Source organism: Pseudomonas sp. KCJK8993 (assembly GCF_046230915.1).
Classification (GTDB): domain Bacteria; phylum Pseudomonadota; class Gammaproteobacteria; order Pseudomonadales; family Pseudomonadaceae; genus Aquipseudomonas; species Aquipseudomonas piscis.
Window position 1 is genome coordinate 24,022 of sequence record NZ_JBJJLO010000045.1, and the last position, 22,058, is coordinate 46,079.

General features: G+C 62.7%; 18 protein-coding genes and 1 riboswitch. Of the genes, 2 read left to right on the forward strand and 16 right to left on the reverse strand.

The features are described 5' to 3' along the window. Positions 1-43 precede the first annotated feature (43 nt). Positions 44-2,668 carry an alanine--tRNA ligase gene (gene alaS / locus ACK6AU_RS16190; RefSeq protein WP_409300026.1) on the reverse strand — a complete coding sequence of 875 codons (2,625 nt, stop codon included), beginning with the start codon at positions 2,666-2,668 and terminating at the stop codon, positions 44-46. Between the two features lie 146 nt (positions 2,669-2,814). Further along, complete coding sequence (gene ltaE / locus ACK6AU_RS16195) at positions 2,815-3,819, reverse strand: low-specificity L-threonine aldolase (protein ID WP_185701488.1); 1,005 nt, start codon at positions 3,817-3,819, stop codon at positions 2,815-2,817. 213 nt (positions 3,820-4,032) lie between these two features. Further along, positions 4,033-4,203: riboswitch (FMN riboswitch) on the forward strand. Between the two features lie 120 nt (positions 4,204-4,323). Between ltaE and ACK6AU_RS16200 the strand changes: the two genes are divergently transcribed. Continuing rightward, positions 4,324-4,833 (forward strand): 6,7-dimethyl-8-ribityllumazine synthase, encoded by a 510-nt coding sequence (locus ACK6AU_RS16200; protein ID WP_409300029.1) that lies wholly within the window; start codon positions 4,324-4,326, stop codon positions 4,831-4,833. 52 nt (positions 4,834-4,885) lie between these two features. Here the strand turns inward: ACK6AU_RS16200 and astE are convergent, their stop codons facing one another. The 14 genes from astE to acs form a co-directional block, all read right to left on the reverse strand. Then, positions 4,886-5,896 carry a succinylglutamate desuccinylase gene (gene astE / locus ACK6AU_RS16205; RefSeq protein WP_409300031.1) on the reverse strand — a complete coding sequence of 337 codons (1,011 nt, stop codon included), beginning with the start codon at positions 5,894-5,896 and terminating at the stop codon, positions 4,886-4,888. A gap of 12 nt (positions 5,897-5,908) precedes the next feature. Then, positions 5,909-6,196, reverse strand: a complete 288-nt coding sequence (locus ACK6AU_RS16210) for a hypothetical protein (RefSeq protein ID WP_022640322.1) — start codon at positions 6,194-6,196, stop codon at positions 5,909-5,911. A gap of 56 nt (positions 6,197-6,252) precedes the next feature. Continuing rightward, positions 6,253-7,599 carry an N-succinylarginine dihydrolase gene (gene astB / locus ACK6AU_RS16215; RefSeq protein WP_409300033.1) on the reverse strand — a complete coding sequence of 449 codons (1,347 nt, stop codon included), beginning with the start codon at positions 7,597-7,599 and terminating at the stop codon, positions 6,253-6,255. A gap of 172 nt (positions 7,600-7,771) precedes the next feature. Further along, positions 7,772-9,241 (reverse strand): succinylglutamate-semialdehyde dehydrogenase, encoded by a 1,470-nt coding sequence (gene astD / locus ACK6AU_RS16220; RefSeq protein WP_185701490.1) that lies wholly within the window; start codon positions 9,239-9,241, stop codon positions 7,772-7,774. Continuing rightward, positions 9,238-10,263 (reverse strand): arginine N-succinyltransferase, encoded by a 1,026-nt coding sequence (astA, locus tag ACK6AU_RS16225; RefSeq protein WP_409300035.1) that lies wholly within the window; start codon positions 10,261-10,263, stop codon positions 9,238-9,240. The genes astD and astA overlap by 4 nt, the downstream gene beginning before the upstream one ends. 85 nt (positions 10,264-10,348) lie before the next feature. Beyond that, complete coding sequence (gene aruF, locus ACK6AU_RS16230; RefSeq protein ID WP_022640326.1) at positions 10,349-11,368, reverse strand: arginine/ornithine succinyltransferase subunit alpha; 1,020 nt, start codon at positions 11,366-11,368, stop codon at positions 10,349-10,351. Between the two features lie 133 nt (positions 11,369-11,501). Then, on the reverse strand, positions 11,502-12,722 hold the full coding sequence (locus ACK6AU_RS16235; RefSeq protein ID WP_185701483.1) for an aspartate aminotransferase family protein: 1,221 nt from the start codon (positions 12,720-12,722) through the stop codon (positions 11,502-11,504). A gap of 405 nt (positions 12,723-13,127) precedes the next feature. Continuing rightward, positions 13,128-14,108: a transcriptional regulator ArgR gene (gene argR, locus ACK6AU_RS16240; protein WP_185701482.1), complete on the reverse strand. Its 981-nt coding sequence runs from the start codon at positions 14,106-14,108 to the stop codon at positions 13,128-13,130. A gap of 113 nt (positions 14,109-14,221) precedes the next feature. Further along, a complete protein-coding gene (locus ACK6AU_RS16245) occupies positions 14,222-14,986 on the reverse strand; it encodes an ABC transporter ATP-binding protein (RefSeq protein WP_185701481.1) in 765 nt (254 codons plus the stop codon). 23 nt (positions 14,987-15,009) lie between these two features. Further along, positions 15,010-16,122 carry a succinylglutamate desuccinylase/aspartoacylase family protein gene (locus ACK6AU_RS16250; RefSeq protein ID WP_409300039.1) on the reverse strand — a complete coding sequence of 371 codons (1,113 nt, stop codon included), beginning with the start codon at positions 16,120-16,122 and terminating at the stop codon, positions 15,010-15,012. 1 nt (position 16,123) lies between these two features. Next, positions 16,124-16,822 carry an ABC transporter permease gene (locus ACK6AU_RS16255; protein ID WP_185701479.1) on the reverse strand — a complete coding sequence of 233 codons (699 nt, stop codon included), beginning with the start codon at positions 16,820-16,822 and terminating at the stop codon, positions 16,124-16,126. After that, on the reverse strand, positions 16,819-17,508 hold the full coding sequence (locus ACK6AU_RS16260) for an ABC transporter permease (RefSeq protein ID WP_185701478.1): 690 nt from the start codon (positions 17,506-17,508) through the stop codon (positions 16,819-16,821). Before ACK6AU_RS16260 ends, ACK6AU_RS16255 begins: the two co-directional genes overlap by 4 nt. A 91-nt stretch (positions 17,509-17,599) precedes the next feature. Beyond that, positions 17,600-18,376, reverse strand: a complete 777-nt coding sequence (locus tag ACK6AU_RS16265; protein ID WP_185701477.1) for an ABC transporter substrate-binding protein — start codon at positions 18,374-18,376, stop codon at positions 17,600-17,602. 610 nt (positions 18,377-18,986) lie between these two features. Continuing rightward, a complete protein-coding gene (gene acs / locus ACK6AU_RS16270) occupies positions 18,987-20,942 on the reverse strand; it encodes an acetate--CoA ligase (RefSeq protein ID WP_185701476.1) in 1,956 nt (651 codons plus the stop codon). Positions 20,943-21,352: 410 nt separating this feature from the next. On the opposite strand from acs, the gene ACK6AU_RS16275 reads away from it, so the two are divergent. Next, positions 21,353-21,616 (forward strand): DUF2790 domain-containing protein, encoded by a 264-nt coding sequence (locus ACK6AU_RS16275; RefSeq protein ID WP_083456990.1) that lies wholly within the window; start codon positions 21,353-21,355, stop codon positions 21,614-21,616. Positions 21,617-22,058 lie beyond the last annotated feature (442 nt).

Here is a 22,058-nt window from a genome sequence, read left to right on the forward strand (position 1 = left end):
CAGCGCAAGGACCCGCCACTAGACGGCGGGTCCGGTCGGCGCCTTAAATGCCTTGCTCGACAAAGGGCACGGTCAGGGCCAGCGCGGCATCCAGCGCAGCAGCGTCGACGCCGCCACCTTGTGCCATGTCTGGACGACCACCGCCCTTACCGCCCACTGCCGCAGCGGCCTGCTTCATCAAATCACCGGCTTTGAGTTGGCCAGTCAGGTCCTTGGTTACGCCAGCAACCAGCACGACCTTTTCCTCATGGACACTGCCGAGCAGGATCACTGCGCGACCGAGTTTGTTTTTCAACTGATCCACCAGCGCCAGCAGCGCCTTGCCGTCCTGGCCATCGAGACGTGCAGCCAGCACCTTCACGCCCTTGACGTCCTGGGCCTGGGCCGACAGGTCATCACCGGCCGCAGCGGCGGCCTTGGCTTGCAGCTGCTCGAGTTGTTTCTCCAGCAGACGGTTGCGCTCCAGCACCGCCGACAGCTTGTCGATCAGGTTGTCACGGCTGCCCTTGACCAGGACCGCCGCTTCCTTGAGCTGCTCTTCCCCGGCATTGAGGTAGGCCAGGGCCGCAGCGCCGGTGACTGCCTCGATACGCCGCACGCCGGAGGCCACGCCACCTTCGCTGGTGATCTTCAACAGGCCGATGTCGCCGGTGCGGTTGGCGTGGATACCACCGCACAACTCGACCGAGAAGTCGCCGCCCATGCTCAGCACACGCACGCTATCGCCATACTTCTCGCCGAACAGCGCCATGGCGCCCTTCTTCTTGGCGGTGTCGATATCGGTTTCTTCGGTTTCCACCGCGGTGTTCTTGCGGATCTCGGCGTTGACGATGTCTTCCAGCGCCTTGATCTGCTCTGGCTTGATCGCTTCGAAGTGACTGAAGTCGAAGCGCAGGCGCTGGCTGTCCACCAGCGAGCCTTTCTGCTGCACATGCTCGCCCAACACCTGACGCAAGGCCGCGTGCAGCAAGTGGGTAGCCGAGTGGTTCAGCGAAGTGGCATGACGCACGTCGGCGTCGACCTGCGCTTCAACCGAGGCGCCAACGCTCAGGCTACCCTGGGCCAACACGCCGTGATGCAGGAAGGCACCACCGGTCTTGGTGGTGTCGCGTACATCGAAACGCGCATTGCCAGCCGTCAGGAACCCGCAGTCGCCAACCTGGCCGCCGGATTCGGCATAGAACGGCGTCTGGTCGAGGATCACCACGCCCTCCTCGCCTTCGCCCAGCACGTCGACCGATTGCCCATCCTTATAGAGAGCGACCACTTTGGCCGCACCGCTGGTGGCCTGATAACCGGTGAACTCGGTAGCCACATCGACCTTGACCAGGCTGTTGTAGTCCATGCCGAAAGAGCTGGCGGAACGAGCGCGCACGCGCTGGGCTTCCATCTCGCGCTCGAAACCTTCCTCGTCCAGGGTCAGGTTGCGCTCGCGGGCGATGTCACCGGTCAGGTCCATGGGGAAGCCGTAGGTGTCATAGAGCTTGAACACCACATCGCCCGGAACCACGCTGCCCTTGAGTTCGGCCAGGTCCTGCTCGAGGATGCGCAGGCCCTGCTCCAGGGTCTTGGCGAACTGTTCTTCTTCAACCTTGAGCACGCGCTCGATATGCGCCTGCTGGCTCTTGAGCTCAGGGAAGGCTTCGCCCATCTCGGCCACCAGCGCGGCGACGATCTGGTAGAAGAAGCTGCCCTTGGCGCCCAGCTTGTTGCCGTGGCGGCAAGCGCGGCGAATGATCCGGCGCAGCACATAGCCGCGACCTTCGTTGGACGGCAGTACGCCATCGGCAATCAGGAAACCGCAGGAGCGGATGTGGTCGGCCACCACTTTCAGCGAGGCCTGGCCGTCGTTGCTGCAACCGATCGCCTTGGCCGCGGCGGCCAGCAGGTTCTGGAACAGGTCGATCTCGTAGTTCGAATGCACGTGCTGCAATACGGCACTGACACGCTCCAGGCCCATGCCGGTATCCACCGACGGCGCTGGCAGCGGGTGCAGCACGCCGTCGGCGGTGCGGTTGAACTGCATGAAGACGTTGTTCCAGATCTCGATGTAGCGGTCGCCGTCTTCTTCCGGCGAGCCGGGTGGGCCGCCCCAGATATCGGCGCCGTGATCGTAGAAGATCTCGGTGCAAGGGCCGCAAGGACCGGTGTCGCCCATGGTCCAGAAGTTGTCGGAGGCGTAGGGTGCGCCCTTGTTGTCACCGATGCGCACCATGCGCTCGGCCGGCACCCCGACTTCCTTGGTCCAGATGTCGTAGGCCTCGTCGTCGGTGGCGTAGACGGTGACCCAGAGCTTTTCCTTCGGCAGGTTCAGCCACTTCTCGGAAGTCAGGAAGGTCCAGGCGAAGGTGATGGCGTCACGCTTGAAATAGTCGCCGAAGCTGAAGTTGCCCAGCATCTCGAAGAAGGTGTGGTGACGGGCGGTGTAACCGACGTTTTCCAGGTCGTTGTGCTTGCCACCGGCGCGGACGCACTTCTGGCTGCTGACAGCGCGGGTGTACGCGCGCTTTTCCTGGCCCAGGAAGCAGTCCTTGAACTGGTTCATCCCCGCGTTGGTGAACAGCAGGGTTGGGTCGTTGCCTGGGATCAAGGAGCTGGAGGCTACACGGGTGTGGCCCTGCTCTTCGAAGAAGCGGAGGAAGGCTTCACGGATTTCTGCGCTTTTCATTAGGTTCTTCCACGGAGACTGCGGCCAAAGGCCTGTGCGCAACGTCAACAGACGAAACGACGGCAAAGGGCCGCATTATATCGGCGTTAATCACTTGGTACAGCGTGTTTGTACGATACAAACAGTCAATTGGACGGAGAACACTGTCACTTACGGGAAAACTCGGCAAAGGTGCCCACCACTTGGTCGATTTGCCCGCGATCGACGTCCAGGTGGGTCACCAGGCGCATCCGCGGCGCGGCGCTCAAACGCACGCCCCGCTCACCGGCAAAGGCCTTGAGGGCTGCGGCTCGCTCGCCCAGTTGCACATAGACCATGTTGGTTTGTACCGGCTCGACGCTGTAGCCCACCTCGCGCAAACCTTCGGCCAGCAAACGGGCGTTGGCATGGTCGTCCGCCAGGCGCTGCACCTGATGATCCAGGGCGTACAGGCCAGCGGCCGCTAATCCACCGGCCTGGCGCATGCCGCCACCGACCATCTTGCGCAGGCGCCGGGCCTTGCCGATCAGCTCGCTGGAACCGCACAACACCGAGCCCACCGGTGCCCCCAGGCCCTTGGACAGGCACACCGACACCGAGTCGAAGTGTTCGCTGATCAGCCGTGCATCGACGCCCAGTTGCACGGCCGCGTTGTACAGCCTGGCCCCGTCCAGGTGCAGGGCCAGGCCGTGCTCGCGACTGAAGGCGCGTGCCTGGGCCAGGTAGGCCAGCGGCAGCACCTTGCCTTGCATGGTGTTTTCCAGGGCCAGCAGGCGGGTGCGGGCGAAATGGAAATCGTCGGGTTTGATCGCCGCCGCCACCTGGCCCAGGTCCAGCGAACCATCGGCCTGGACCTCCAGCGGCTGCGGCTGGATCGAGCCCAGCACCGCCGCGCCGCCGCCCTCGTATTTGTAGGTATGGGCCTGCTGCCCGACGATGTATTCGTCGCCACGGTCGCAGTGGGCCATCAACGCCAACAGGTTGCTCATGGTGCCGGAGGGCACGAACAGCGCCGCGGCGAACCCCAGGCGCCGGGCCAGCTCGGCTTCCAACTGGTTGACCGTCGGATCCTCGCCGTACACGTCGTCCCCGGTGCGGGCGCTGGCCATGGCATCGAGCATGCCGGGAGTCGGCTGGGTCACGGTGTCACTACGAAGATCGATCACGCTCATCACATCTGGCCTCGCTGCTGGACCCTCAGGCCCGGTTAAGACAGGGAATTCCCTTTCGGACATGAATTACTGCCGTCTCACCCCCGAATAATCAAGCAACAACTTTAGAAAAAACTGATCCTGAGCACGAAAAATCCGACAAGAACCAAAAGGTACGATGTTTTCCTGGGCAGACTGTGTTAAAAATCCACCGCCCGGGCCAACGCCACGGGCAAACGTTCTCAGGGCGGGGTGCAATTCCCCACCGGCGGTAATTGCGCGCAATGTGCATAGCCCGCGAGCGCTTGGCACCATCGGCAGCTTGCCTGCAGGTGATGACAAGGTCAGCAGACCCGGTGTGATCCCGGGGCCGACGGTCATAGTCCGGATGAAGAGAGAACGGGATTAGCGCCGAAGGGCCGCTGCCGAACCGTCGTGGGAGAACCACGCGGGTCTTGCGCGCACCCTTGAATCCCATTCGATTCATGCATGCCCTGTTTTTCATACAAACAGGAGTCAGAACAGATGCAACTCTCTGCTATCGATAGCAAAAGCAAACACCACCCCAACGAACGCGTCGCCTTCGTCCAGGCCTGCTGGCACAAGGAGATCGTCGACCAGAGCCGCCAGGGCTTCATCAACGAAATGCTCGCCCAGGGCTATCAGGAAAGCGATATCGACTGCTTCGAGGTCGGCGGCGCCTTCGAAATCCCGTTGCAAGCCAAGCTGCTGGCCAAGTCCGGTCGCTATACCGGGATCGTCGCTGCCGGCCTGGTGGTGGACGGTGGCATCTACCGTCACGACTTCGTCGGCCAGGCGGTGATCAACGGGCTGATGCAGGTGCAATTGGAAACCGAAGTGCCGGTGTTCTCGGTGGTGCTGACCCCCCATCATTTCCATGCGGGGGAAGAACACCAGAAGTTCTTCTTCGAACACTTCGTGGTCAAGGGGCGGGAGGCGGCCATCACCTGCGCCGACACCCTGAACAAGACTCGCGCCCTGCGCCGTAACGAACAACGCGCAGTCGCGGTGTAAGGGCTGCAACAGGGTTGCCCGCGATGGCGGTCAACCCTGCTGACTAGCAGTATCAGCCCAGGCCATCGGCCGTGGCCGGTACGATCAGGATCCCGGCACGCAGGCCATTCTTGACCTTGGGATTGGGGAAAATGATCCGCGCCCCCTTCTCCTCGATGACCCAGCGGGTCTGGGCGATGTCCTCGGCCAGCAGGTAACCCATCTCCAGCTCGGAAAAGTTCTCCACGTCCGCCGGCAAGTGCAGTTGAAAGCTGTCGCTGTGCTTGATCACTTCCCGAGAGACACTGAACAACTTCAACCCTTCAAGGCTGTCCTGCTCCGCAGGTGGCTCGCTGCCCTCGATCAGTTGCTTGAGGCGAGTTTCCAGGCGCTCGACGTTGACCCCCTGGTTCTGCCCGAACGGCCGGGCCTTGCCCAGCTCCAGGGTGAAGGATTCGGCCCCCAGTTGATCGTAGGTGTAAGCGCTGAACACGATGGAAGGCTTGTTCTGCAACAGCACCGCCTCCATGCCGCAGGCCCGCAGGCGCTCCAGCTGGCGGCGTGAATGCTGGCGCCCGTCCTTCCACGGATACAGGGCGAACTGCTCGATCTTCGAACCGCGAATGGCCGTGTGCAAGTCGTAGTGCAAGCGCTCGCGCCCCGGCAGGCTGAAGAAGCTCGCCGCCAGGCGCTCCAGCTCACAGGCGCGCAGGGCCTCATGCCCACTGCTCTGCTCATGCCGGCCATTGAACAGGCGATTGACGTCCTGTTCGACGAAACGCTCGCCGCGGCGCATGGCCTCGGGGTTGCCGAACAGGAACAGGAGACGGGTGCGGGGTTTCAGGTCGCCCCGGGCGATGTCATGCAACAGGCGGTCGAGCAACTCGATGGGAGCGGTCTCGTTGCCATGGATCCCGGCGGACAACAACAGATCCAGGCCGTTGTCGCGCGCCTCGGGCGGGCGCACTTCCAGCGCCCCCTCGCTTAGCCAGCGCATGCGCACGCCGTCGACAGTCAGTTGAGTCTTCTCTGCCGGTTCACGGCCGGCGAGGGTCAGTTCAAGCAGTTTGCCGAGGGCGAGCATAAAACGCGTTCCTTAATGGGCGTGGCCGCAGCCAGGGCCGTGCACGTGATCGTCGTCGCCAGCGTCGGCCGGCTCCATTTCCAACTGCAGGCTGACCAGGTTGGTCGCCAGAGGGCGCAACAGCAGGCTGGCGTACTCCTCGTCGCCCTCCTCCACATCCACGCCAATCAGCAACTGGCCACGGCCGTCCTGCTGGATCCACACTTCCTTGCCTTGCCACAGCACCGCAAAACGGGTGCAGGAGGTTTCCTGTTGGGCGCCTTCGGCATCTTCAAGGATCAGTTGCAGGGTATCGCTCATGGGTCGGTTCTCGTCTGGGGTGAAGCACCGCACCCGGATCGTCCGGGTGCGGGCCGTCAATTGATCTGGAAAGGATAAACCGCGCCCAGTCTAAGGATTTGCGTCAGCTCATCCAATGCCGTGCGACACTCGACCAGCAACTGCGGGTCCGCCAGGTCGGCTTCGGTGAGACGATCGCGGTAATGCTTGCCGACCCACTGGGTCAGGGTCTCGTACAGCGGCGCGGTCATGATCACGCCAGGGTTGACCGCCGCCAGCTCGGACTCGTTGAGCGCCACGCGCAAGCGCAGGCATGCCGGGCCACCGCCGTTCTGCATGCTTTGCTTGAGATCGAAGACCTTCACTTCACGGATCACGCCACCGGAGCTGGTGAGGTTTTGCAGGTATTGCCAGACCCGCTCGTTGTTACGGCACTCTTCCGGCACGATCAGCAGCATGCTGCCATCGGCACGAGACAACAGCTGGCTGTTGAACAGGTAGGAACGCACTGCGTCCTCCACCGTCACCTGGGAGCGCGGCACGCAGACCGCCTGGAAGTTACCGCCACGCTTGCCCAGCTTGGCCTGCAGTTCGACCAGCAGCTTGCCGGTCTCGAGGAAGGCGTCCTCGTGGTAGAACAGCACCTCGCCGTTGCCCACGGCGATCACGTCGTTATGGAACACGCCCTGGTCGATCACCGCCGGGTTCTGCTGGGCGTAGACCACTCCGTCCTCGTCCAGGCCATGCAGCCGGGCCACGGCCTGGGACGCTTCCAGGGTCTGGCGCGCCGGGTACTTCTGTGGCGTCGGGTAGCGATTGTCGAAGGCACTGCGACCGAAGACGAAGAACTCGACGCCAGCCTGGCCGTAGTCACGGCAGAAGCGCGTGTGGTTGGCCGCGCCTTCGTCACCGAACTGCGCCACTGCCGGCAGGGCGGCGTGGTGGGCGAAGCGCTTCTGGTCGGCGAACATCGCCCTCAGCACCCGGCTGGTGGTCGGGTGCTCGATGCTGCGGTGGTACTTGCAGTTGAGGTTGGCGGCGGTGAAGTGCACGCGGCCGTCGGCGGTGTCGGCGCTCGGGCTCACGGTGGCGGCGTTGGCCACCCACATGCTCGAAGCCGAGCAACTGGCGACCAGCAACGGCATGGCCTGCTTGGCCGCCTGCTGGATGACCTGCGCATCGCTCCCGGCAAAACCCAGGCTGCGCAGCGCGGCCACGTCCGGACGCTCCTGCGGGGCGAGCACACCCTGCTGGAAACCCATGTCCATCAGCGCCTTCATCTTCGCCAGGCCCTGCAGCGCCGCTTCCTTGGGATTGGAGCCCTGCTGGCTGTTGCTCTGGGAGGCGACGTTGCCGTAGGACAAACCGCCGTAGTTATGGGTCGGCCCCACTAGACCGTCAAAATTGACTTCATAGGATTTCATCAGCGAGGCTCCACGAATCTGCTTGTTATAGGCATCGATATCAGTACAGGTCTTGAGGCCGCCGACGCCCGTTTCAAAAGACGTTCGCAGCCTGCGGCAGCGGCCTCATCGACGCCCCACCGCTGTTTGCAGCCGCTGCCGTGGAGCACCAGGGGCGCACCACGGCATCTCATCAATCCAGGCGCACGCCCGGGGTCAGCGCTCCCGGCAAGGCCAGGCTCGGAGTCTCCAGGGACGCGACCGGATACGCGCAGTAGTCCGCCGCGTAATAGGCGCTGGCCCGATGGTTGCCCGAGGCTCCCACGCCACCGAATGGCGCGCTGCTGGCGGCGCCGGTCAACTGCTTGTTCCAGTTGACGATCCCGGCCCGGCTCTGCAGCCAGAACTGCTGGTAGCGCTCTTCGGAATCCGACAGCAAGCCGGCCGCCAGGCCGTACTGGGTGTTGTTGGCCTCGGCGATGGCGCCATCGAAATCAGCGTAGCGGATCACCTGCAACAACGGCCCGAACAGCTCCTCGTCAGGTCGCTCGGCCACCGCGGTGACATCCAGGATCCCCGGGGTCAGCAGTGCGGCCTGGGCCTGGGGTTGGGTCATCTCCAGCAAGGCCACGGCGCCATTGGCCAACAACTGGCGCTGGGCATCCAGCAGTGACTGGGCGGCGCCCAGGGAGATCACCGAGCCCATGAACGGCGCCGGTTGCTGGTCGAAGGCACCCACCTCGATGCTCGAGCTGACCGCCACCAGGCGCGCCAGCAGAGAGTCGCCCCAGGCGCCGGTCGGCACCAGCAGGCGACGGGCACAGGTGCAGCGCTGGCCAGCCGAGATGAAGGCGGACTGGATGATGGTGTACACCGCCGCATCCAGGTCCGCGACCTGGTCCACCACCAGCGGGTTGTTCCCGCCCATCTCCAGGGCCAGGATCTTGTCCGGGCGACCGGCGAACTGCTGGTGCAGGTGGTTGCCGGTACGGCTGGAACCGGTGAAGAACAGGCCATCGATCCCCGGGTTGGCGGCCAAGGCGATTCCGGTTTCCCGGGCGCCCTGCAACAGGTTGAGCACGCCCGCCGGCAGGCCGGCCTCGATCCAGCACTGGACCGTCAGCTCGGCGACCTTGGGCGTCAGCTCGCTGGGCTTGAACAGCACGCTGTTACCCGCCAGCAGCGCCGGCACTATGTGGCCATTGGGCAGGTGACCAGGGAAGTTGTAGGGGCCGAACACCGCCACCACGCCATGGGGCTTGTGCCGCAGCACGGCAGTGGCGTCGCCCAGCGGGCCGCTCTTCTCGCCGGTGCGTTCACGGTAGCTCTGCACCGAGATGGCGATCTTGTTGACCATGCTGGTCACTTCCGTGGTCGCTTCCCACAACGGCTTGCCGGTTTCCTCGCCAATGCAGCGGGCCAGTTCGTCGGCACGGGCCTTGAGGCCGGCAGCGAAGGCTTCGAGCACGCCGATGCGCTCCTCCAGGGAACGCTTGGCCCAGGCCGGGAATGCCTGGCGTGCAGCTTGTACTGCGCTGTCCACCTGCGCAGGTGTTGCACCGTTGCCGGACCAGATGACCTCCTGGGTCACCGGATTGACCGAGGTGAAGGCTTCACCCTGGCCGGCCAGCCATTGGCCGGCGATGTACAGCGTGCTCATTATTTCGACTCCCGAGAAGCAGACAGCGGAACCGCGCGGACCTGGTCGCCGGCGTTGAGTTGCAGGCGCTTGGCGGTCAGCGGATCGACCACCAGGGTGCCCGAGGCGAAGCGCGCCGGCGCCGCGGTGATACGGCACTCCTCACGCTTGCGGTTGTGGATCAGGAATGGCGTGGCATCGTCGCCCGGGGTGCCGATGGCCAATACCAGCGCCTGGCTGTCGCGCACCGCGCGGATCTTGCTGGTCTCGCACTCCACCGCCGGGCCGGCATCGAAGATGTCGACATAACCCTGGTAGCTGAAACCCTCGCTCTTGAGCATGGCCAGGGCCGGCTCGGTGTCGGTGTGGACCTTGGCGATGACGTTGCGCGCGTCCTCGGAAAGAAAGCAGGTGTAGAGCGGGAACTTGGGCATCAGTTCGGCGATGAAGGCCTTGTTACCGACACCGGTGAGGTAGTCCGCCTGGCTGAATTCCATCTTGAAGAAGTGCCGGCCCAGGCTTTCCCAGAATGGCGAACGCCCCTGCTCGTCGGACATGCCACGCATCTCGGCGATGATCTTGTTGCCGAACAGCTGCGGGAACTCGGCGATGAACAGCATCCGCGCCTTGGCCAACATGCGGCCGTTGAGACCGCTGCGATAGTCGGCATGCAGGAACAACGAGCACAGTTCGGAGTTGCCAGTCAGGTCGTTGGCCAGGAACAGCGTCGGGATCTCGCGGTAGATGTTCAGCTCCTGGGAGGCGCTGACGGTCAGGCCGACCCGGAAGTTGTACCAGGGCTCACGCAGGCCGACCGCACCGGCGATGGCGGAAATCCCCACCACGCGGCCGTTGTCGTCTTCCAGCACGAACAGGTAGTCCGCATCGCCACGCTCGGCTTCACCGCGAAAGGTCTTTTCCGCCCAGCCGACCCGATGGGTCAGGCGCTCTTCGTTGGCCGGCAAGGTGGTGAGGCCGGTGCCAGTGCTGCGGGCCAGGTCGATCAGCGCGGGTAAATCGCTGCTGCGTACGGGACGAACGATCATGCTATCTCCTCAGACGGACGCCTTTGACGGCATCCGCGAAACTCGCTGCTTTGCAGACAGGCCTTCCAGGGTCTGGAGGCCGCCGTTAAACCGCCACCAGGCGCACGCTGGCACCTTCGCCGACACCCAGGGCCTCGGCTGCTTGCAGATCCAGGGTCACCGGCTTGCCGGGGGCGTAGTCCAGCTCCAGCAGCACCGCGCGGTAGTCCTGCAACTGGCCATTGGCGACCAGGTACTGGCGACCGCCGCCCTTGAGCGCCTCGCCGATCTTCACCGGCACCACGCGGCTCTGGGCGATCGAGCGGATCCCGGAAACCCGCGCATGCAGGGTCGGGCCGCCGTCGAAAATATCGATGTAGTGATCGGTCTCGAAACCTTCGCGCATCAGGATGTCGAAGGTGATCTGCGCCCGCGGATGCACCTGGCCCATGGCTTCCTGGGCGGCGTCCGGCAACAGCGGCACGTAGATCGGGTAGTGCGGCATCAGCTCGGCCAGGAAGGTCCGGCTCTTGAGGCCGCACAGGCGTTCGGCCTCGGCATAGTTGAGGTCGAAGAAGTTGCGGCCGATGGCGTCCCAGAACGGCGAATCGCCATTCTCGTCGCTATAACCGACGATCTCGGTCACCACCGAATCGGCGAAACGCTCCGGATGGCCAGCCACGAACAGCAGGCGGCCACGGGAATTGAGCTCGGCCCAGGGCGTGCCCACCAGGTCGCGGACCACATAGAAACTGGTCAGCAGGCTGTTGCCGGTGAGGTCGTGGCACTGGGACAGGACATGAATCTTGTTGTGGATCTTCAGCTCGCGGGACGCATGGACGAAGGTTTCGTTGCGAAAGCTGTAGAACGGCTCGGAGTAGCCCGCCGAGGCAACGATGGCCGAGCAGCCCACCAGCTTGCCGCTCGCGGTGTCCTCGAGGACGAAGAAGTAGCTCTCTTCGCCGTTGAAGCTCACCTCCGCGGCGAACGAAGCCTCGCTCGCGGCGATCTTGTCGCGCAGGCGATCCACATCATCCGGCAAGGAGGTGACACCAATCGGGCTGTCTGCAGCCAGACGCTGTACCTCGCCCAGATCGGCCATTTGCGCGGGGCGCATCACCAGCATGGTGTCACTCCTTACTCTAGAACAGGGTCGGAAACCGTCCGACTCAGGGAAAAAAATGCCGGGATAGCCCGGCACAGGAATTAGTGCTCGACGCCGGGAAAAGCACCGGCGCCGAGAAGTCCCACCGCCTGGATCAGGCTTGGGTCAGTTTCGCCACGGCGCGCTCGAAGCGGTCCAGGCCCTGGTCGATATCCGCATCCTCGACCACCAGGCTCGGGGCGAAACGCACCACGTCCGGACCGGCCTGCAGGATCATCAAGCCTTCTTTCTCGGCCGCGTTGAACACGTCCTTGGCCTTGCCTTTCCAGGCATCGCTGAGTACGCAGCCGAGCAGCAGGCCCAGGCCGCGGATTTGCGTGAACAGGCCGTACTTGGCGCCGATCTGCGACAGGCGGGTCTTGAAGCGATCATGCTTGGCCTTGACGCCATTGAGCACTTCAGGGGTGTTGATCACGTCCATGACCGCACCGGCCACGGCACAAGCCAACGGGTTACCGCCGTAGGTGGTGCCGTGGGTGCCGACCACCAGGTGCTTGGCCAGCTCTTCGGTGGTCAGCATCGCCGCGATCGGGAAGCCACCGCCCAGGCTCTTGGCGCTGGTGAGGATGTCCGGCGTCACGCCGTAGTGCTGGTAGGCGAACAGCTCGCCGCAGCGCCCCATGCCGGTCTGCACCTCGTCGAACACCAGCAGCGCGTTGTGCTGGTCGCACAACTCGCGGGCACCTTGCAGGTAGGCCAGCTCGGCCGGCAACACCCCGCCCTCGCCCTGGACCGGCTCCAGCACCACCGCGCAGGTCTTGTCGGAGATCGCGGCTTTCAGCGCGGCCAGGTCGTTGTACGGCACATGGGTGATGCCGGTGATCTTCGGACCGAAGCCATCGGAGTACTTGGCCTGGCCACCGACATTGACGGTGAACAGGGTGCGGCCGTGGAAGCTGTTGAGCGCCGCGATGATTTCGTACTTCTCGGCGCCGAAACGATCATGGGCCACGCGACGGGCCAGCTTGAAGGCGGCCTCGTTGGCTTCCGCACCGGAGTTACAGAAGAATGCGCGCTCGGCGAAGGTGGCGTCGATCAGCTTGTGGGCCAGGCGCAGGGCCGGCTCGTTGGTGAAGACGTTGGAAACATGCCACAGCTTGTTCGCCTGCTCGGTCAGGGCTCCCACCAGGGCCGGATGGGCATGCCCCAGCACGTTGACCGCGATGCCGCCGGCGAAGTCGATCAGTTCCCGGCCAGCCTGGTCCCAGACTCGAGACCCCGCGCCGCGCACAGGAATGAAAGCCGCAGGTGCGTAGTTGGGAACCATCACCTGGTCGAAATCGGCGCGTTGCACCGGGGCTTGCTCAACGGACATCGGAGTCTCCTGAAGAGGAACACCCGCCTGGAACTGGCGAGCGATGGAGGGATTGTAAGGACAGTTTTCTGCCCGGCCTTGTCGCCAAGCGACAACTTCTTATAGCGCCAACCCCGGTTTTTCGCGGGTTTATGGCAATGCGACAAATTGCGTCGCAAAGGCGCAGTTTAAACTGCGGGGCGCCTGAACGGCAGGTTTGCCGGGCTAATTATCCGCCTGGCCGGCAGCCCCGCCCACACCCACTCTTGAGCCGCTGCCGCAGGCTGCGACCAGGCACGCAGCGCCGATGAAAGCGGCAACGAAGACCCAAATGGCCTTGGCGGCCGATGCCAAGCCGCACGCCGCCTTCGGCAGCGGTCGCCCAAGGCTTCGAACCGCTGCTTGCGAGTACAAAAAAGAATGGGGTCAGCCGCGCTCGGCGGGTACGGAAGAGAGCTCGAACGGGCTGCTGCTGCGCCGCTGGTTACGGTCTTCCCGCGGGGTGGCGCCAAAGAAGTTGCGATAGGCGCTGGAGAAATGCGGGCCGGAGGAGAAGCCGCAGGACAGGCCGATCTGGATGATCGATTTGCTGGTCTGCATCAGCATCTGCCGCGCTTTGTTCAGGCGCAGTTCCAGGTAGTACTGGCTCGGCACGCGGTTCAGGTACTGCTTGAAGATCCGCTCCAGCTGGCGCCGGGACACGCAGACATGCTGGGCGATTTCGTCGGTGGTCAACGGTTCCTCGATATTGGCTTCCATCAGCAACACCGCCTGGGTCAGCTTCGGATGGCTGGAGCCCAGGCGGTTCTGCAACGGAATACGCTGGCGTTCGCCACCTTCGCGGATGCGCTCGACCACCAGTTCCTCGGACACCGCGCCAGCCAGCTCCGCACCGTGATCCCGGGCCAATACCGCCAGCAGCAGGTCCAGCACCGACATGCCGCCACAGGCGGTCAGCCGATCGCGATCCCAGTCGAACAGGTGGCTGGTGGCGATGACCTTGGGAAAACGCTCGGCGAAATCGTCCTGCCAGCGCCAGTGCACCGCTGCCCGGTAGCCATCCAGCAACCCCAGCTGGGCCAACGGATAGACCCCGGCCGACAACCCGCCGACCACACAACCGGCGCGCACCAGTTGCTTGAGCGCGGCGCCCAGCGCCGAACCCACCGGCGCCGGAGGTTCATCGGCCAGCAGGAACAGTTTCTGGCACCCCTCCAGCTTGCCCGCCCAAGGCTCGCCCGGCAGTTGCCAGGTACCTTCCACGGCAGGCTCGGCCTGGAGGAAAGCCAACTCATAGACCACTTCCGGATGGACCCGCTGGGCGACGCGCAAGGCCTCCTCGGCCAGCGCCAGCGTCAAGGCTTTAGTGCTGGGCCAAATCAGGAAACCAATTCGATGGGCAGTCATGGCGGGCGATCCGAAACGAAAAACAGTAGGAGAAGCCAAAGGCGGCAGCACCAAGTTAGACCATCTGGCGCAGGGCGCTCAGCATGACCTAATTTGGTGCATAACGGCAGCGATTACTTGAGGCTGCCGGAGAGGAATTGTTGCAAACGTTCTGATTGCGGATTCACCAGCACTTCCCGTGGATTGCCGCTTTCTTCCACCAGGCCCTTGTGCAGGAACACCAGCTGGTTGGACACCTCGCGGGCAAAGCCCATCTCGTGAGTCACCACCACCATGGTCCGGCCTTCCTGGGCCAGGGACTGCATGACCTTCAGCACGTCGCCCACCAGCTCCGGGTCCAGGGCCGAGGTCGGCTCGTCGAACAGCATCACCTCAGGCTCCATGGCCAAGGCCCGGGCGATCGCCACGCGCTGCTGCTCACCGCCGGACATATGCCCCGGGTAGGCATCCTTGCGATGCGCCACGCCGACCTTGGCCAGGTAGTGCTCGGCCTTCTCGCGGGCTTCGGCCTTGGGCACGCCCAGCACATGCACCGGGGCTTCCATGATGTTTTCGATGGCGGTCATGTGCGACCACAGGTTGAAGTGCTGGAACACCATCGACAGGCGCGAGCGCATGCGCTGCAACTGCTTGGGATCGGCGGCCTTGAGGGCACCGTCCTTGTTGGCCACCAGCTTCAGCTCTTCATTGTTCAGCAGGATCTTCCCGGCATGGGGCTGCTCCAGCAGGTTGATGCAACGCAGGAAGGTACTCTTGCCCGAGCCACTGGAGCCGATGATGCTGATCACATCGCCGGCCGCGGCCTTCAGGGACACGCCCTTGAGCACTTCATGGCTGCCATAGCGCTTATGCAGGTCTTGGACTTCAAGTTTGTACATGCGGTCGGTTCTCACAAAAACAGTCAGTCGTTGAGCAAGCGCCCGTGACGCAGCGCTTCGCGCCCCGCCACCTTGGCCAGCCAGAAACCGGGTTGGGCATAACGCAGCCGCTCAACGGCGAACAGCACGCCGCTGGTGCCAGCACACACCGTGCTGACCCGATCGGATAGAGGATCAATCACTTCAAAAAGCGGCTCGCCCACTTCCACCCAACTACCGGCCGGACGCAGGAAGCTCACCACGCCAGGATGCGGCGCATACAACAATTCAGTGCCTTCGAAGGGCATGCCCTCGCAAGCTTCACGCTCTGGCGCCGGCCACTGCCCGGCAATCAGCCCCTGCTCGGCAAGGAACGCCAGGATGCCTTCGGCATGCGCCTCGGCCTGGGGCCGGCCAGTATCGGCCTGGCCACCCAGTTCAAGCGTGGTCGCCAGGCAGGCCAGGGGAATCTGTGCCTCGGGGAACTGCCGCGACAAGCGCAACCAGGGCAGTGAACAGGCTTCGTCGAACGAACTGCCACCAGAATCTTCCGCCAGCAGGCCGACCCGCACATCCAGGTGAGCCGCCAGGGAACGCCATTGCGGCCAATGCTGCGGCAAGGCATACATGTGCAGCGCCGCCTCGGTATCGCAATGCAAATCCAGCACCACATCGGCGCTACAGGCATGCGCCAGCAACACCCGCTGCATGCCCTGCAACTGGCTGGCGGCGGGCGGCAACTCGGCCAGCACCTCACTCATGGCCTGGCGGATCAGTTGCACGTTGGCGTGGGCATCGTCACCCAGGCGCCCTTGCAGGCGCTGGGCCACCGGCACGCTGAGCTCGACAAAATCGCGATTGAAGTTCTTGCCACTGCCGGCTTCGAAACGCCCCTGGTGATTGCCTTGCAGCAACTGCCCAAGCCCCAGGGGATTGGCCACTGGCACCAGCTCGATGACCCCCTTGAGGGCGCCCTGGGCTTCCAGCTCGGCCAGGCGTTTCTTCAGTTCCCAGGCGGTCCGCATGCCAGGCAGTTCGTCTGCGTGCAGGCTGGCCTGGATATAGGCCTTGCGCTCCCCGCTGCCGAAACGGAATACCGAGATGCTGCGCTCGCTGCCCAGGTGGCTCCAGGGCAATGGATGATCGATACGTTCCATATCAGTGCTTCCGCGGCGCCAGGTAGCGCAGCCAGCGGCCTTCGGCCAGCTTGAACAGGCGCACCAGGATGAAGGTCAGGCACAGGTAGAAGACGCCGGCGGTGATGTAGGCCTCGAACGGCAGGTAGTACTGCGCGTTGACGGTACGGGCCGCGCCAGTGATGTCGATCAGGGTGACGATGGAGGCCAGGCTGGTGGTCTGCAGCATCATGATCACTTCGTTGCTGTACTGCGGCAGCGCACGGCGCAGGGCCGACGGCAGGAGGATGCGGCGATACATCTTGTAGCGCGACATGCCCATGGCCTTGGCCGCCTCGATCTCGCCATTGGGCGTGGCCTTGAGGCTGCCAGCGATGATCTCGGCGGTGTAGGCGCTGGTGTTGATGGCGAAGGCCAGGCAGGCACAGAAGGTCGCGCTGGACAGCCAGGGCCAGAGGAAGCTTTCACGCACGACCTCGAACTGGGCCAGGCCGTAGTAGATCAGGAACAGTTGCACCAGCATCGGGGTGCCACGGATCACGTAGGTGTAGAGCCAGGCGGTCATGTTCACCAGCGGCTGCTTGGATACGCGCATCAGCCCCAGGGGCAGCGCCACCAGCAAGCCGAAGAACAGCGACAGCGCCAGCAGTTTCAAGGTGGTCAGCAGGCCGCTGAAATACAGCGGCAAGGCATCATAGATGACGTTGTAGTCGAAGATCATAGATCAGCCGCCCTTACGCCTACCGAGTAGCGCTTCTCAAGGTGACGCAGCGCCAGCAACGAGACACTGGTAATCACCAGGTACATGGCCGCCACCGCAAGGAAGAAGGTGAAAGGCTCGCGGGTGGCATCCGCCGCCTGCTTGGCCTTGAACATCATGTCTTGCAAGCCCACCACGGAAATCAGCGCGGTGGCCTTGGTCAGCACCAGCCAGTTGTTGGTGAAGCCGGGAATCGCCAGGCGGATCATCTGCGGCACCAGCACCCGGAAGAACACTTGCGCGCTGCTCATGCCGTAGGCCATGCCGGCCTCCGCCTGCCCCCTCGGAATCGCCATGAAGGCGCCACGGAAGGTTTCCGACAGGTAGGCTCCGAAGATGAAACCCAGGGTACCGATACCGGCGGCCAGCGGGTTGAGGTCGATGTAGTCGTCGTAGCCCAGCAGCGGTGCCACGCGATTGAGCAGGTCCTGGCCGCCGTAGAAGATCAGCAGGATCAGTACCAGATCGGGAATGCCACGGATCACCGTGGAGTACAGGTCGCCCAGCCAGGCCAGCCAGCGTACTGGCGAGAGGCGCAGCGCGACCCCGATCAGACCTAGAACGATGGCCAGGGCCATGGACGACAAGGCGAGCTGAAGCGTCAGCCAAGCGCCATCGAGGATGACAGCCCCGTAGCCTTTCAACATGATTCAGGTCCTCGAAAATTGGGATGAAAAAATGGCGCAAACTTCAGAGATTCTGCTGCTTGCGCCATCTCGGACTGACAGATTCGACGGATTACTTGCCGTAGATATCGAAGTCGAAGTACTTGTCCTGGATTTCCTTGTATTTGCCATTCTCGCGAATGGCGGCGATGGCGGCGTTGATCTTCTCCAGATCGGCCTTGTCGCCCTTGCGCACGGCGATCCCTACGCCGTCGCCGAAGTACTTGACGTCGGTGAAGGCCGGACCGACGAAGGCAAAGCCCTGGCCGGCATCGGTCTTCAGGAAACCGTCATTCAACAGGGTAGCGTCCGCCACGGTACCGTCGAGGCGACCGGCCGCTACATCCAGGTAGATTTCGTTCTGCGAGCCGTATGGCTTGATCTGGGCGCCCAGGGGAGCCAGGACCTCACGAGCGAAGCGCTCGTGGATCGAGCCGCGCTGCACGCCGATATTCTTGCCCTTGAGCTCGGCCATGCCGTCGCTGACCTGGGTCCCGGCCTTCATCACCAGGCGCGCAGGTGTGTTGTAGTACTTGTTGGTAAAGTCCACGGACTTGCGGCGATCGTCGGTGATCGACATGGAAGACAGGATCGCGTCGATCTTGCGCACCTTCAGTGCCGGGATCAGGCCATCGAACTCTTGCTCGACCCACACGCACTTGACCTTCATCTGCTCGCACAGGGCATTGCCGATGTCGTAGTCGAAACCGACGATGCTGCCATCCGGAGCCTTGGAGGCGAATGGAGGGTAAGCCGCTTCGATACCAATTTTCAGGGGCTTTTCGTCGGCGACGGTTGGCAGGGACAGCACGGACAGTGCCAGGGCGCCAAGAAGCACGAGTTTCTTCATTCTTAGAACTCCATCGGTAAAGGGCGAAAACGGCAGAGTGAGCAACAGCCCAATATGCGAATGGGTGAACCCTCAATAGCGGCGCTGCGTCCTGGAAAGCCCGGAAAGGGACTCACATACAGGTAACGACGAGCGAGTGACCGGCATTCTAACGACAGGCCGGAAGCCGATATTTCCTCAATGCGACAACAAATTACAGAAGCACCGAGAACGCCGGGGCGGCATATTGACAGCTCTTCAGGATTATGCAAGAGCAAAAGACAGTGAACCGATCTACGTTGCAAATTGCGGGCCTATTATTCGCAAAGCCTTCTATTCCGGCAAGCGCAGCGTAATACCTTATTTTTAATATGGGTATAAAAGGTCCTGAAACGGGGCCAGACGTTTCCCATCGCCCCGAAATTGGGCGCAGGGTTACACCTTCGTCCAATCCGGTAACATTCAGATACGTCTACCGGGCAAACCGATATTTATTCGTCCCCGAGCCGACCGGGCAACTGCGCGAAAAGCGCCAGCACAGAGGCTTCGCCCTCCTCCAGAGGGTTTATCCGGGCCATGAAAAAGCCCCGCCCGGCATCGCCGGACGGGGCTCATCGAACCAGAAGGCGTCTCAGGCGACGTTCATGGTCTTGTGGGTGTCGATCAGGTGCTGCACCACGCTCGGGTCGGCCAGGGTGGAGATATCACCCAGGCCCTCGTACTCCGCAGTCGCAATCTTGCGCAGGATCCGCCGCATGATCTTGCCGGAGCGGGTCTTGGGCAGGCCTGGCGCCCACTGGATGACATCCGGCGAGGCGATCGGGCCGATCTCCTTGCGCACCCAGTTCTTCAGCTCGGCGCGCAGGGCTTCGCTCGGCTCCTCACCGCCATTGAGGGTCACATAGACATAAATGCCCTGGCCCTTGATGTCGTGAGGCACGCCCACCACCGCCGCTTCGGCGACTTTCGGATGAGCGACCATCGCGCTCTCGATCTCCGCGGTGCCCATGCGGTGCCCGGAGACGTTGAGCACATCGTCCACGCGCCCGGTGATCCAGTAGTAGCCGTCCTCGTCGCGACGCGCACCGTCACCAGTGAAATACATGCCACGGAAGGTCTTGAAGTAGGTATCGACGAACCGGTCATGGTCGCGGTACAGGGTCCGCGCCTGGCCCGGCCAGGAATCGAGGATCACCAGGTTGCCCTCGGCGGCGCCTTCGATGATGTTCCCCAGGTTGTCCACCAGGGCCGGCACCACGCCGAAGAATGGCCGCGCCGCGGAACCCGGCTTCAGCGCATGGGCGCCGGGCAGCGGGCTCATCAGGGTCGCACCGGTCTCGGTCTGCCACCAGGTGTCGACGATCGGGCAACGGGACTGGCCGACATTCTTGTAGTACCAGTCCCAGGCTTCCGGGTTGATCGGCTCGCCCACCGAACCCAGCAGGCGCAGGCTGCTGCCATCGGCGCCTTCGCAAGCCGCGGTGCCCGAGGCCATCATGGCGCGGATCGCGGTCGGAGCGGTGTAGAGGATGTTGACCTTGTGCTTGTCGACGATCTTCGCCACCCGGGTCACGTCCGGATAGTTGGGTACGCCTTCGAACAACACGGTGGTAGCGCCGTTGGCCAGCGGCCCGTAGACGATATAGGTGTGGCCAGTGACCCAGCCCACGTCAGCGGTGCACCAGTAGACTTCGCCCGGACGGTAGTCGAAGACCCGCTCATGGGTCAGCGATGCATACAGCAGGTAACCACCGGTGGTGTGCTGCACACCCTTGGGCTTGCCGGTGGAGCCTGAGGTATAGAGGATGAACAAGGCCTCTTCGGCCCCCATTTCCTTCGGCGCGCAAACACTGCCGGCAACCTTCATCAGGTCCTCGTACCAGATGTCGCGATGCTGGTTCCACTTGATGTCGCCACCGGTGCGCTTGCACACGATGACCTTCTGGATGCTGTTGGTTTCCGGGTTGGTCAGGGCGTCGTCGACATTGGCCTTGAGCGGGATCTTCTTGCCGGCACGGATGCCTTCGTCGGCGGTGATCACCACTTTCGAACGGCAGTCGATGATGCGACCGGCCAGGGCCTCCGGCGAGAAGCCGCCGAATACCACCGAGTGGATCGCGCCGATACGGGTACAGGCCAGCATGGCCACCACCGCCTCGGGGATCATCGGCATATAGATAGTCACCACGTCGCCACGGTGCACATCCTGGCCACGCAAGGCGTTGGCGAACTTGCAGACTTCTTCATGCAGTTCGCGGTAAGTGATATTGCGGCTCTCGGAAGGGTCGTCGCCCTCCCAGATGATCGCTACCTGATCGCCACGCTCGGCAAGATGGCGGTCAAGGCAGTTGTAGGAGACGTTCAGGGTGCCATCGGCGAACCACTTGATATCGACATGATGATCGTCGAAGGAGGTCTGCTTCACCGTGGTAAAAGGCTTGATCCAGTCGAGACGCTTACCCTGCTCGCGCCAGAAACCGTCCGGGTTCACGACCGACTGCTGGTACATGGCCTTGTAGGTCGCCTCGTCAGTCAGCGTCTTGGCCAGAACCTCGGGACGAACGGGATACACAGAAGCCGCACTCATCTTTCTTACCTCGGTGACATAGTTGTTTTTGTATGGCCCCGTTGTAGCCGGGGGACGCCTATAGAACCATTCGACGATGGTAGTAACAACCCCCTGCGAAATACCCTGGGGTCTAGCGAAACCCTTCAAGAACAGGCCTTACAAGCACATCGAGGCGCTCTAAAAATATTCATGGAGCCCTTGGAAAGGGCTGTTTCGGCGATTGTTACAAAAACTGTCAAAAGTGTTTATCAAAAGTACGCCTATATGGCGCCCCGCCCCCCGCCTAAAATCTGCCTCGCCCAACAGGCAAACTGATTAACCAAGTTGCAGCCCCCACGAAGGCAGTTAATCAAACTTCTACTCAAGTTCCACACGCAGCCCCAAAAAGGCTGCGTGACCCCACACGACCTTAGAAAGGTAAAACGCAAATGAAAGCTTTATTAGTTCTGGCCCTCAGCAGTCTGTGCGCTACAGCGATGGCTGACGAGATCCCGACTGATGCCGCAAGCCAGCAAGTAGCAGTAGAGGAATACACTTACTCCACGGACCTGGATATCGCCAAAGTTATTTCCATGAGCGAAGTTCCAGAAGTATGTGAAGTTGTACCGGCACGCATGGAATATGAAGACTCCAAAGGTCTGCGACATATTCTCCAATACCGCGTAATGGGCAACGGTTGCTCCAACGGCTGATAGCCGCCCCGCCGCCCAGGCCTCGATGACCGCCGGCCGCAAGAAATCCCTCTTGCGGCAAAGATGTCCACCACGCCCTGGGGCTCCACCACAGGGATCGTTCCACGACGTGCGACCCCGGCAATCGCATACCTCTTTTTCCGGAAGGTATATCGCCGTCCGCCACAACGATGACACCTGCTCGAAAGTCGCTACCAATGACGCGAATTGATGGCGACTTGCCCTTACCCGGGAGATCCGCAAGGCACTTCGACAGGACCAAGCACCACGTTTTGAGTTGTGTCAAAAACCTGGAAATTGCCTTTGAAAACACAACATCTAGTAAATTTGGTTATTTTTTGACCGATTCACGGTTTTTTTTGCCCGCCTGAAAAAAAAACTTCTCCAGCCAAAGCCCTGTAAACCCGCGCTCTGCCTCAAATCCCTCGCCTTCCCCGGCTCA